Origin of the sequence: Clostridium sp. K13 (genome assembly GCF_019734195.1) — a bacterium.
In the GTDB taxonomy this organism is placed as follows: Bacteria; Bacillota; Clostridia; order Clostridiales; family Clostridiaceae; genus Clostridium.
On sequence record NZ_JAASHM010000085.1, the window covers coordinates 1 to 898 of the forward strand.

The 898-nt window shown below is 27.3% G+C and carries 1 protein-coding gene; it reads left to right on the forward strand.

Going from position 1 to position 898, the window contains the following annotated elements:
- Positions 1–146 precede the first annotated feature (146 nt).
- Positions 147–767 (forward strand): tyrosine-type recombinase/integrase, encoded by a 621-nt coding sequence (locus tag HCG76_RS18860; protein ID WP_311776412.1) that lies wholly within the window; start codon positions 147–149, stop codon positions 765–767.
- Positions 768–898 lie beyond the last annotated feature (131 nt).

Sequence of the window (898 nt, forward strand, 5' to 3'; positions counted from 1 at the left end):
CTAAAATGTAAATTCTAATTATTGTACATAATTATTTTCCAATTTTTATACAAAAATATATTGACATTTACAACTTTCTGTATCATGTAAATAAAGATAAATCTACAAGTAAAAATATATTAAAAATAAAAGAGCCAAGACGCAAAATAAAAACTCTTACAAAGGAAGAAATGCAAAAAGTCTATAGTGCTACAACTAATATTAGAGATGAATTTTTAATAAAGTTATTGTTTGAAACTGGTCTTCGAATAGGCGAAGCCCTTTCCTTATACATAGAAGATATTATATTTGACCACAACAAAGGACATAGAATTAAGTTGATTGATAGAGGTGAACTATCTAATGGGGCAAGTCAAAAAATAGGAGAAAGAGAAATACATGTATCTCAAGAGTTAATAGATTTATTTGATGATTATGCTTATGATATTTTAGATGAATTAGAGATAGATACTAACTTTGTATTTGTAAAGCTAAGAGGGAAAAATAAAGGTCAGCCTTTAGATTATTCGTGTGTAAGTGATTTATTTAAAAGACTTAAAAAGAAAACTGGTATTGATGTTCATGCTCACCTTTTAAGACATACTCACGCAACTATATATTATCAGACTACAAAGGATATAAAGCAGGTACAAGAGAGATTAGGACACTCACAAATACAAACAACTATGAATATGTACTTACATCCTTCTGATGAAGATATAAGAGCAAATTGGGAATTAGCACAACCATCATTTCAGTTGAGTAAAGGAGATACTAATGACAAATAATATAATAAATATCCGTACCCATAATACGATAGTTGAATCAAAAGATAAGATAACAGTGTAAATGATAATATAACAATGAACAGAAAATGGAAAATAAAAATGTACAAAAATGATCATTAGTTATATCCTAT